Annotated in this window: 9 protein-coding genes and 1 pseudogene; 6 read left to right on the top strand and 4 right to left on the bottom strand. The window is 55.0% G+C overall.

The window, feature by feature from the left end:
• Positions 1–45: 45 nt before the first annotated feature.
• Positions 46–2,403, top strand: coding sequence for a fatty acid cis/trans isomerase (locus DBR37_RS06655; protein ID WP_124573677.1), 2,358 nt, complete (start codon positions 46–48; stop codon positions 2,401–2,403).
• A 20-nt stretch (positions 2,404–2,423) separates the two neighbouring features.
• On the opposite strand, the gene egtB is transcribed toward DBR37_RS06655, so the two are convergent.
• Together egtB and egtD are read right to left on the bottom strand one after the other, a co-directional pair.
• Positions 2,424–3,635: an ergothioneine biosynthesis protein EgtB gene (gene egtB, locus DBR37_RS06650; protein ID WP_124573676.1), complete on the bottom strand. Its 1,212-nt coding sequence runs from the start codon at positions 3,633–3,635 to the stop codon at positions 2,424–2,426.
• Between the two features lie 81 nt (positions 3,636–3,716).
• Positions 3,717–4,667: an L-histidine N(alpha)-methyltransferase gene (egtD, locus tag DBR37_RS06645; protein WP_124573675.1), complete on the bottom strand. Its 951-nt coding sequence runs from the start codon at positions 4,665–4,667 to the stop codon at positions 3,717–3,719.
• A gap of 304 nt (positions 4,668–4,971) precedes the next feature.
• On the opposite strand from egtD, the gene DBR37_RS06640 reads away from it, so the two are divergent.
• The 5 genes and pseudogenes from DBR37_RS06640 to DBR37_RS06620 form a co-directional block, all read left to right on the top strand.
• Positions 4,972–6,759, top strand: a complete 1,788-nt coding sequence (locus DBR37_RS06640; RefSeq protein ID WP_124573674.1) for an ABC transporter transmembrane domain-containing protein — start codon at positions 4,972–4,974, stop codon at positions 6,757–6,759.
• Positions 6,760–6,865: 106 nt separating this feature from the next.
• Positions 6,866–7,840: a thymidylate synthase gene (locus DBR37_RS06635; protein ID WP_124573673.1), complete on the top strand. Its 975-nt coding sequence runs from the start codon at positions 6,866–6,868 to the stop codon at positions 7,838–7,840.
• 12 nt (positions 7,841–7,852) lie between these two features.
• A complete protein-coding gene (locus DBR37_RS06630) occupies positions 7,853–8,341 on the top strand; it encodes a dihydrofolate reductase (RefSeq protein ID WP_124573672.1) in 489 nt (162 codons plus the stop codon).
• 172 nt (positions 8,342–8,513) lie between these two features.
• The gene (locus DBR37_RS06625) at positions 8,514–10,766 is read left to right on the top strand and encodes an arginine/lysine/ornithine decarboxylase (RefSeq protein WP_124573671.1); all 2,253 of its coding nucleotides are present in this window, start codon (positions 8,514–8,516) and stop codon (positions 10,764–10,766) included.
• A gap of 12 nt (positions 10,767–10,778) precedes the next feature.
• Positions 10,779–10,883 (top strand): annotated as a pseudogene (locus DBR37_RS06620) (VOC family protein); the annotation flags it as partial.
• 11 nt (positions 10,884–10,894) lie between these two features.
• On the opposite strand, the gene DBR37_RS06615 reads toward DBR37_RS06620, so the two are convergent.
• Both DBR37_RS06615 and DBR37_RS06610 read right to left on the bottom strand, forming a co-directional pair.
• Entirely contained in the window at positions 10,895–11,251 is a 357-nt protein-coding gene (locus tag DBR37_RS06615; protein ID WP_124573670.1) for a hypothetical protein, read from the bottom strand.
• Entirely contained in the window at positions 11,244–11,894 is a 651-nt protein-coding gene (locus DBR37_RS06610) for a SatD family protein (protein ID WP_124573669.1), read from the bottom strand. The genes DBR37_RS06615 and DBR37_RS06610 overlap by 8 nt, the downstream gene beginning before the upstream one ends.
• Positions 11,895–12,016 lie beyond the last annotated feature (122 nt).

Below are 12,016 nucleotides of genomic sequence, written 5' to 3'. Positions count from 1 at the left end.
AAATACGGCAAGGTCACCTCAACTCCAGTTTCCACGGTAAGTCGTATGCGCCGGATTGTCCTCTTACCCCTCATCCTCCTGATCGCTGCCTGCAGCACCTTGCTCAGCACGCAGTTCGACAGCATGTACGGCCCGGCCGATCCGACCCGCTTTGACGTACCAATGAAGCCGATTGCCGATGCGTCCTACCTGCAAACCATACAACCGATACTCAACCAGCGCTGCGTCGTATGCCATGCCTGCTATGACGCCCCCTGCCAGCTTAAAACCACCAGTTGGGACGGCCTCGCACGTGGCGCCAATAAAACAGCTGTATATGACGCAACGCGCTTGCTGGCAGCCGACCCATCGCGCCTCTACATCGATGCGCAACAACCTTCCGAATGGCGGCAACGCAACTTCTTCCCGGTCCTGAATGAACACATGGCGACGCCGGAAGCGAATCGTACAGTCGGCCTGATCCATCGCATGCTGATGCTCAAGCAAGAGCACCCATGGCTACCGGACGCCGCCGCGAACAAGAAACTGAACATCTCGGCCGATCGCGCCAATATGTGTGCTACCGATTTTGAAATGGCCGCCTACGAACGCAAAGAGCCGCTGGCAGGTATGCCCTTCGGCCTGCCCGGTCTGTCGCCGGACGAGCAGCGCAAGATGACGGCATGGCTGGAACAGGGTGCGCCTTATGAAGGACAGCCTGCCCTCCCGGCAGCGGTGACAGTCAAAGTCCAGCTATGGGAAAAATTCCTCAACGGCGACACGCTGAAGGAACAACTATTCGCACGCTATGCCTATGAGCATCTGTTCCTCGCGCACCTGTACTTCGGTGACGGCATCAGCAACGACAAACAACGTAACTACTTCAAGCTGGTACGTTCAACGACACCGCCAGGGCAAGCGATTAACATCATCCCGACAGCGCGTCCGGTCGATGATCCCAAAGCCAGCCGTGTCTACTATCGCCTGACCGAAGAACGCGAAACCATCGTCGCGAAAACGCATATGCCCTATCGCCTCGATGCGAAGCGCATGGCGCGCTGGCGTCAGCTCTTCTTTGAAGCGCCCTATGAAGTGAACAAGTTGCCCGGCTATAGCGAAGAAACCGCCGCCAACCCATTCGCCACTTTCGCCCAGCTACCGGTCGGCGCGCGTTATCGCTTCATGCTGGAGGAAGCCGAATTTACCATCATGGGTTTCATCAAAGGCCCGGTATGTCGCGGCCAGGTTGCGCTGAATGTCATCCAGGATCAGTTCTGGGTCACCTTCCTTGCGCCGTCCGACAGCTACGACAAGGATGTCGATGCCTTGCTGCAGCAAAGCTCGGAACTGGCACGCCTGCCGACCGGCAACCGCACTACCGGTATCCTGGCGCCATGGCTGGCCTACGGCAAGCTGGAAAATGAATATCTGAAAGCGCGCTCGGATTTATTGGCCAAAGTCATCAAGAAACCTGCCGATGTGAACCTCAATTTGATTTGGGATGGCGACGGCAACAACGACAATGCAGCACTCACCGTATTCCGTCACTTTGACAATGCCAGTGTGGTCAAAGGCTTTGTCGGTGACACTCCGAAAACCGCCTGGGTCATCGGCTACCCGTTACTGGAGCGCATCCACTACCTGCTGGTTGCCAACTACGATGTGTACGGCAATGTCGGCCATCAACTGGCGTCGCGGCTGTATATGGATTATCTGCGCGCCGAAGGTGAATCCACTTTCCTGATGCTGCTGCCGAAGGCGCAACGCAACGCGGTACGTGACGACTGGTATCGCGGTGACAGCCTGTCCGTGCGCGAACAAGTCTATGGCGGATCAGCCACCACGCTGAATGTGGACAGTGGCATACGCTATGCCAGCAATGATCCGAAGAAGGAATTGCTGGAACTGATGCGCAAACGACTCGCCCCTGTCATCGCAAGCAATCTGGATTGGCGCAAGCAAACACCCGCTGGCTTGCAAGCGCCGCTAAAGAAACTCGCGGCCAGCAAAGGGATCGCCTTGCAATGGTTGCCTGAAACAGCGCTACTGGTGGTCGAAACGCCGGATGGCAAAGCACGCAGCTACAGCCTGATGCGCAATACCGCACATGCCAGCGTCTCGCATCTGCTCGGAGAAAGTAAGGCCTTGATACCTGAAGAAGACACGCTGACCCTGACGCCTGGCATAGGTTTCAATTATCCGAATGCTTTCTATCGCGTCAGCGCGGCCGACCTGCCTGCAATGGTGACTGCACTGCAAGGCTTGCGCTCGGAAAGCGACTACGCCACCTTTACGCAACGCTGGTCAGTACGCAGGGATAACAAGGATTTCTGGGCTTTCAGCGATGCGCTGCACCAGCGCTACTTCACTGAGCAGGCACTGGAAGCAGGCATACTGGACTACAACCGACTGGAGTTCCGCTAGGCGCCAGCAGGAAGATATCTCTAGCGCGCCAACCGGATACCACTGAATTGCCAGCGTGCCGATGACGGAAAGAAGTTGCGGTAGCTGATGCGTGCATGGCCGTCCGGCGTCACGCAAGATGAGCCGCGCAAGACATACTGGTTGGACATGAACTTGCCGTTGTACTCGCCCAGCGCGCCAGCGGCAGTCTGGTAACCGGGATACGCAGCGTAACTGCTGCTGGTCCATTGCCAGCACGTACCAAACAACTGCGTCAATTCCACCGAGCTCTGTGCTGCATGCTCCCACTCTGCCTCGGTCGGCAAACGCGCACCGCTCCAGCGTGCATAAGCATCCGCTTCAAAGTAAGAAACATGCGTCAAGGCCGCATTCAGATCGAGCGGTCGCAGTCCATGCAAGGTAAACGCATGCCAACCGCGGTCATGTTGCCAGTACAGCGGATGCACGGCTTGCTGTGCCTGCACCCAATCCCAGCCTTCCGATAACCACAAGGCAGGATCCTCATAACCACCTGCCTCGACGAAAGCCAGGTACTCACGATTCGTCACCAATCGCGTCGCCAATGCATACGCTTCGACAAACTGCCGGTGCCGCGGCAACTCATTATCGAAACAAAAGCCCGCGCTTTCATGCCCGATCTGCACCACCCCGCTATCAAATGACAACCACTCCATATGCGATGGCATGTCTGCCATCGCATATGGAGTTGCGGCATAGGCGGGTTTTAAAGGATTGCGTGAAAACAAATGCAGGACATCGGTCAGTATCAATTCCTGATGTTGCTGCTCATGCTGCAAACCCAGTTCCAGCAGAACATTGATTTCCGCCTGCAATGATGCCGACCACGTTTGCGATAGCAAAGCTTGCACACGTGTATCCACATCGCGGCGGTAAGCCAGCACTTCATCGAATGGCGGACGCGTCAGCAAGCCGCGCTGCGCACGCGCGTGCTTGTCACCGACACCGTTGTAATAGGAATTGAAAAGCACACGAAAAGCCGGATGATGCGGCTGGAAATTCTCTTCGTAGCGCTCAAGAATGAAGGTTTCAAAAAACCAGGTGGTGTGCGCCAGATGCCATTTGACCGGACTCGCATCCGGCATCGATTGCGCCGCGCAATCTTCTTCCGACAACGGCGCGGCAAGCGCCAGCGTATATGCGCGCACTGTCAGATAACGCGTAAGGCTCTGATGCGGTGCCAGCAGATGAATAGTTTCTGTCTGTACGTTCATTGCAATCCGCCATGTAATTGATAGAACAGTTACGGGATGCCACTTGCTACAGTCTACTGCTGTCCGGCTTAGAAGACGCTTTCAGGTCACGTGGGCATGGCACACCATGAACCACTGCTGCGGATCAGTCCAGAACGACAGGCGGCCAAAGCCTGCCTCTGTCAGCAAATCTGTAAAGTTGCGCTGTGTGTACTTATAACTATTTTCAGTGTGTATGCGTTCGCCGCGCACGAAGCGGCGCTCTCCTTGTGGCCAGCGCACAGTGAGGTCGAATGCGGCTTCCAGATGCATCTCTATCCGGCTCGCCTGCTGATTGTAAAAGCCGCGATGCCGCCACGCCTGCACATCAAAATCCGTGCCGAGCAAATGATTCAAATGACGCAGGATATTGAGATTAAAGGCGGCGGTCACACCGAGTGCATCATCGTAAGCAGCATCGAGTATGGCTTTTTCCTTGACCAGATCCACACCTATCAGCAAGCCGCCATCGTCGTCGCAGGCAGCGCGTATGCGTTGCAGGAACAGCAGCGCTTCATCCGGCGTGTAGTTACCTATCGACGAACCGGGGTAAAAGAACAAACGCTTAGCCTCACGCACGCTGTCCGGCAACACCAGCTCATGCGAGAAATCCATGCCTATGCCAGTCATGACGATGGATGGAAATTGCTGCTGTAAACGCTGCAAGGCATCGCGCAGGAAATTGACTGAGATATCGACCGGCACATATTGCACCGGTTGCAGCACCGGGAACAGGCGCGCGGCCTTGGCGCAATTACCGGCCCCAAGATCAATTAAGGTGCTGCCACTGCCTACGGCTAGCGCGATAGCGCTGGCATGCGTATTGAAGATAAGGGCTTCAGTACGGGTCGGGTAATACTCCGGTAGCTCACAGATCGCTGCAAACAACCTGGAGCCGAGTGCATCGTACAGATATTTGGGTGAAGTAAAAGCCTGTGCTGCGCTCAGGCCCGCGAGCAGTTCGTCACGGACACTCTGGTCATTCTGTTCGGTACACTGGATAAATTGCAGCAATCTGCTCTCCCGTGATGCGTGAATCTGAATGACCCCGTTTAGCGATGACAGTTCCGGTATAACAGTTTATTTATCCGGAAAAGATAGCCGTTGCAGCCTGCTGACCTGCCCCCATATTGCCTGAGAACAAAGCGTTTTCGGTATTTTTTACCAAAGTTTCCGGAAAAATAGCACGCCGCTACTGGTGTTAAGCTACGCCTGCATGTCAGCCGCACAGAAGCACATTAAATAAACGTTAAATCCCGGTGACAGGCAGCCACTGGTTGGCATCCCACTTTCATCAGTACATCAGAACACGGCATCCATGACCATCAAGACGTCCCGAGAATTACAAAAAGGTAGTATCGCCACCCTGCGCGGCTTGCTGAAATTTTTGTTGCCTTACAAGAAGCAATTTGTACTGGCCGGTATTGCGCTGATCGTCGCAGCCGCTGCCACGCTCGCCATTCCTTACGCCTTCCGCCAGATGATAGACCTCGGCTTCGGCGCCAATGGCATACACGATACGTCCAGCATCAATACTTACTTCATTGCACTGTTCGGCGTGGCCTGTGTACTCGCCATCGCGACTGCAGCCCGCTTTTACATGGTGTCCTGGCTAGGCGAGCGCGTCACTGCCGATGTGCGCAATGCCGTCTATTCGCATGTGGTCACGCAAAGCCCGCAATTTTTTGAAACAACGCAAAGCGGTGAAGTACTGTCACGCATCACCACCGACACTACACTGATCCAGACCCTGATCGGCACCAGCATCTCGATGGCATTGCGCAATGCGCTGCTGTTTGCCGGTGGCCTGGTGATGCTCTTCATCACCAGCATCAAGCTCTCATCCATCATTCTCGTCACGCTGGCCTTCGTCGTGTTGCCTATTGTCTGGTTTGGTCGCCGCGTGCGCAGCCTGTCGCGCGATTCACAGGACCGCGTTGCCGATGCATCGGCACTGGCCGGAGAGATCCTGAATGCGATGCCGACGGTGCAAGCCTATACCCATGAAAAAATCGAAGCGCAACGCTTCGGCAAGACTGTAGAGAACGCATTCAAAACCGCGATGCGACGCATACGCGCCCGCTCGTTGCTGACCATGATTGCGATTCTGCTGGTATTCGGTGCCATCGTCTTCGTCTTGTGGCTGGGCGCACATGCGGTGATAGACGGCACCATGAGCGGTGGCCAGCTTGGCCAGTTCATCCTGTACTCGGCCATCGTAGCCGGTGCGATCGGCGCCTTGTCGGAAGTGTTAGGCGATGCGCAACGCGCTGCAGGTGCCACCGAACGCCTGCTGGAATTACTCTCGGTGCAGTCGCCGATTGCATCGCCGGCGCAACCACGTACGTTGCCGCCACGTCGTGCCAATGGTGCGGCACTGACGCTGGACCTGGTGACCTTCCACTATCCGTCACGCCCGTTGACGCCGGCATTATCGAATCTGTCGGTTGCGATACAGGCAGGTGAAACCGTCGCCATCGTCGGCCCATCCGGTGCCGGCAAAACCTCACTGTTCCAGTTACTGCTGCGCTTCTACGATCCGCAGGAAGGCGTGATCGAACTCGACGGCATCGACATCCGTGAACTCGACTTGCACGCACTGCGCAACACCATAGGCATCGTGCCGCAAGACACGGTGATCTTTTCCGCCAACGCGATGGAGAACATCCGCTATGGTCGTCCACAAGCGACGGATGATGAAGTGATCGCAGCCGCCCGTCTCGCCGCAGCGCATGAATTCATCGAACGCCTGCCTGAGGGCTATCAGTCCTTCCTTGGTGAACGCGGCGTGCGCTTATCCGGCGGGCAAAGGCAACGCATCGCCATCGCGCGCGCCTTGCTGAAGAATCCTCCGCTGCTCTTGCTAGACGAAGCCACCAGCGCACTGGATGCGGAATCCGAACGTCTGGTGCAAGGCGCACTGGAAGCCGCAATGGTAGGTCGTACCACCCTGGTCATCGCGCACAGGCTGGCCACCGTACAACGCGCCGACCGTATCATCGTGATGGAACATGGCCGCATCGTTGAAACCGGCACCCACGCATCGCTGGTCGCCGGCGGCGGCCTGTACGCCAGCCTCGCCGCACTGCAGTTCGGCCAGCATTGACGCGGATCTGCTAGACCGGGGCCGGAACCCGTTAAAATAGCGAATTCGCGGGAAATATCGAAACACCTATATTTCTGACAACTTAACTAACAAAAACGGACTATGCATGAAACAGTATCTTGACCTGGTGCAAACAGTACTAGATACGGGCACCTGGCAGGAAAATCGTACCGGCATCCGCACCATCAGCATTCCAGGCGCAATGTTGCGCTTCGATCTGCAAAAAGACGGCTTCCCCGCGATCACCACCAAACGTCTCGCTTTCAAATCAGTGATAGGCGAATTGATAGGATTCCTGCGCGCGACGCGCAGCGCTGCTGACTTCCGCGCGCTCGGCTGCAAAGTCTGGGATCAGAATGCCAACGAAAATACCGAATGGCTAAACAACCCTTACCGCACCGGCCCGGACGACCTGGGCCCGGTATATGGCGTGCAATGGCGCCAGTGGCCAGCCTATAAATTGCTGGACGCCGACCAGCAGGCGCAGATAGCCGATGCACAAAAGCGCGGCTTCCGCGTGGTGTCAGCCGTCAACGATGCAGGCAAGGACAAGGTGCTGTTGTACAAGGCGATAGACCAATTGCGTGATTGCCTGGATACCATCATCAAGAATCCGGGCAGCCGCCGCATCCTGTTCCACGGCTGGAACTGCGCCGACCTGGATGCAATTGCATTACCGGCCTGTCACTTGCTGTACCAGTTCATCCCGAATGCGACGACCAAAGAGATTTCGCTCTGCCTCTACATCCGCAGCAACGACATCGGCCTCGGTACGCCATTCAATCTGGCCGAAGCCGCTGCCCTGCTGCACGTAGTCGGTCGCCTGACCGGCTACACGCCGAAGTGGTTCACCTACTTCATAGGCGATGCGCATATTTACGAGAATCACCTGGACATGCTCAACGAGCAAATGACCCGCGAACCGCATCCGGCTCCGAAGCTGGTGCTGTCGGACCGGATTCCGGATTACGCCGTCACCGGCAAATACGAACCAGAATGGCTGGAAAAACTCGAACCGAGCGATTTCAGCCTGGAAAACTATCAACACCACGCGCCACTGACCGCGCCCATGGCTGTTTAATCAGAAGAGACTATGCCTGCACACCTGACCATCGTCGTCGCTACCGATAGCAATAACGGCATCGGTATCAACAACACCCTGCCCTGGCATCTGCCGGAAGACCTGGCGCACTTCAAGCGCACGACTTCGGGCCACCCTATCATCATGGGTCGCAAGACTTTCGACTCGATCGGCCGTCCGCTGCCGAATCGTCGCAATATTGTGATCACCCGTAATGCAGAGTGGCAACATGCCGGCGTGGAAGCCGTGACCTCGCTGGACGCCGCCAAGGCACTGGTCGGCGACAACCAGGGCTTCATCATCGGTGGCGCGCAAATCTACGCTGACACGGTGGCACAGGTGGATCGCCTGATCGTGACCCAAATCGACAAATCCTTCGATTGCGACGCGTTCTTCCCGGCTATCGACCCTAAACTGTGGCAGGAAACCGCCCGCGAACAGCATCACTCAGAGGCCAACGGCTACGATTACGCCTACGTCACTTACGAACGTATTCGTTAATCCGGGCCGATTTGTAACACTAGCGTCACAGTGATGACGCACTATGCCGCTGATGGGCCAATCAGCGGCTTTTTTCTCCCCAAATCGCACACATATCTGCGAAAATTCGCATTCTTTATCTGGCGCACCCAAATAGCTGGTGGGCCGCACTTTTCGTCTTGTTGGAGACCTCATGAAATTTCGCTTCCCCATCGTCATCATCGATGAAGATTTCCGTTCAGAGAACACCTCCGGGCTCGGTATCCGCGCGCTGGCTGAAGCGATCGAGAAAGAAGGCATGGAAGTGCTGGGCGCGACCAGCTACGGCGACCTGTCGCAGTTCGCGCAGCAACAATCGCGTGCATCCGCTTTCATCCTGTCCATCGACGATGAAGAGTTCGGCGCCGGTTCGTTTGAAGAAACCGATTACGCATTAAAGTCGCTGCGCGCCTTCGTCGAAGAAATTCGCCACAAGAACGCCGACATCCCGATTTACCTGTATGGCGAAACCCGCACCTCGCGCGATATCCCTAACGACATCCTGCGCGAGCTGCACGGCTTCATCCATATGTTTGAAGACACCCCGGAATTCGTCGCCCGTCACATCATCCGCGAAGCCAAGTCCTACATGGATGGCCTGTCGCCACCATTCTTCCGCGCACTGGTGCATTACGCGCAGGACGGTTCTTACTCGTGGCACTGCCCGGGACACTCCGGCGGCGTGGCTTTCCTGAAATCTCCTATCGGCCAGATGTTTCACCAATTCTTTGGTGAAAACATGCTGCGTGCCGACGTCTGTAACGCGGTGGAAGAACTCGGCCAGCTGCTCGACCATACCGGTCCGGTTGCCGCGTCCGAACGCAACGCAGCGCGCATCTTCAATGCCGATCACTGCTACTTTGTCACCAACGGTACCTCGACCTCGAACAAGATGGTATGGCACTCGACCGTCGCGCCCGGCGATATCGTTGTGGTTGACCGTAACTGCCATAAATCGATTCTGCACTCCATCATCATGTGCGGCGCGATCCCGGTCTTCCTGATGCCGACCCGTAATCACCTCGGCATCATCGGCCCGATTCCGCTGTCTGAATTCTCGATGGAAAACATCCGCAAGAAAATCGAAGCGAATCCGTTCGCACGCGAAGCAGTCAACAAGAAGCCACGCATCCTGACCATTACGCAATCGACCTACGACGGCGTCATCTACAACGTGGAAACATTGAAAGACTTGCTGGACGGCGAGATCGACACCCTGCACTTCGACGAAGCATGGCTGCCGCACGCGACCTTCCACGATTTCTACAAAGACATGCACGCAATCGGCAAGGATCGTCCGCGCGCCAAGGAATCGATGATCTTCTCGACCCAATCGACGCACAAATTGCTGGCCGGCCTGTCGCAGGCATCGCAAATCCTGGTGCGCGAATCACAAAGCGTGAAGCTGGATCAGGACGCCTTCAATGAAGCCTATCTGATGCACACCTCCACTTCGCCACAGTACTCGATCATCGCATCCTGCGACGTCGCCGCTGCGATGATGGAAGCACCAGGCGGTACCGCACTGGTAGAAGAAAGCATCCTTGAAGCGCTGGACTTCCGTCGTGCGATGAAAAAAATCGATCAGGAATGGGGCCAGGACTGGTGGTTCCAGGTCTGGGGGCCGGATAACTTCTCGGAAGACGGCATCGGTTCGCGCGAAGACTGGATCATCCGCGCCGAAGATGAATGGCATGGCTTCGGCGACCTGGCTCCGGGCTTCAACATGCTGGACCCGATCAAGGCGACCATCGTCAATCCGGGCTTGTCGCTCGACGGCAAATTCAGCGAATCCGGCATTCCGGCTTCCATCGTCACGAAATACCTGGCTGAACACGGCGTCATCATTGAAAAATGCGGCTTGTACTCGTTCTTCATCATGTTCACCATCGGCATTACCAAAGGCCGCTGGAACACGCTGCTGACCGCATTGCAACAGTTCAAGGACGACTACGACAAGAACCAGCCTATGTGGCGTATCCTGCCGGAGTTCGCTGCTGCGAACCCACGCTATGAACGCATCGGCCTGCGCGACCTGTGCCAGCAGATCCATGACTTCTACAAGGCTTACGACGTGGCGCGCCTGACGACAGAGATGTATCTGTCCGACATGCAGCCGGCGATGAAACCTTCAGATGCGTTCGCAAAAATGGCGCACCGTGAAATCGACCGTGTGCCTATCGATGAACTCGAAGGTCGCGTTACTTCCATCCTGCTGACACCGTATCCACCGGGCATTCCTTTGCTGATCCCGGGCGAACGCTTCAACAAGACCATCGTCGATTACCTGCGCTTCGCACGTGACTTCAACGAAAAATTCCCGGGCTTCGAAACCGATGTCCACGGTCTGGTCAAACGCGAAGTCGATGGCAAGCGCGATTACTTCGTTGATTGCGTCCGTCAGTAACAGGGATCAAGCATGCAGCCTCGTATCAGCGTCATCACATTAGCTGTCGATGACCTGGAACGAGCGCTGCGTTTCTATCGTGATGGTCCGGGCCTGGCGACAGAAGCCGTCATCGGCTGTGCATTAGCTTAGAAGCTATAGTTATTCTTTGCGAAATAGAACAACGCAACTGCCGCCGTGATCGCGATCAATACCGACGTCAGATTCCCGACCAGAAAGTAGTTATTGGAAACGGGATTCTTTCCTTCATCATGTAAGCGCGTACCCAATTTCAACGCGCCAAACATGACCAGGATAATTTCATAGCCGCTCAAAAGACCGACATAAATAACAAGGCGTTCCAACACGCCCTTGAAGGTCTCGATATCAGGCACTTTTAAAAGAGCTGCTCCGCCAACATATTTGCGCACCAACGGAAAAATCAAAAGTGCAATTACCTCACCCGCAATAAAAATTCCGCATGAATAAAGCAGGTGATCAAGCATGGCGATCTCTTTCACAATAATCCACCGTTCGTATCAACAGCTCTTTGACGGAGGTAAATTCTTCGATCTGTAGTGTCTTTCTGCGCTTCCAGATCTGTGATGCAGTTTTTTCAAATAATGCAGCGACAGCCATATCACTACTGTTGGCTAAAAGTTCTTTAATCAAAACGTAGTCTTTTTGTTTCCAGTGTCCCGCTAGCAATTCCAGCAATCTAAAGAGCATCTGCAACTCCTGGCTATAAGGATGGTCTGGTAGATTGAGTTGGAAACGTAGTCTTCCGCGCCGTTTTTTAGCAAGAATTTCTCGGGCTGCGGTTAGGCCATGGCCGGCCATGCCGTACGCAATTTCAGGATTGACAGGGGTGTCTATGGCGCCATAGACGAGCACATAACGAAGTGAGAAAACGGGATGTACCGTAAGCAGCCGATCTTCTAAAAAAAGAATAGCTTCAACGGCACTGCGAAGAGAGTCGGCCACACCTTGAAACTCGTCTCCTAAAGTGATCGTAAAAGGAGACAATAATTTTTCTCGATAAGCCTGATTGCATTCTTCGACGACTTTCTTAAACTCGGGCATCAAAAGATCACCGTCGTAGACACTGCTACGAACGATATCTGCCATCACAATATAATGTTGAGCCATGACTTTCCATACATTTCATTTTTTTTGAATTTTATCAATTTTTTCAAAAAAACTGAAATATATTGGGTATAGCCTCGCTTTTCTGCTTTTAAACAACGTTCTAAAACACATCGTCACTACCA

The sequence above is a fragment of the Herminiimonas sp. KBW02 genome, assembly GCF_003852535.1.
GTDB lineage: Bacteria > Pseudomonadota > Gammaproteobacteria > Burkholderiales > Burkholderiaceae_D > Oxalicibacterium.
This window is presented reverse-complemented; position numbering and strand designations above follow the sequence as displayed.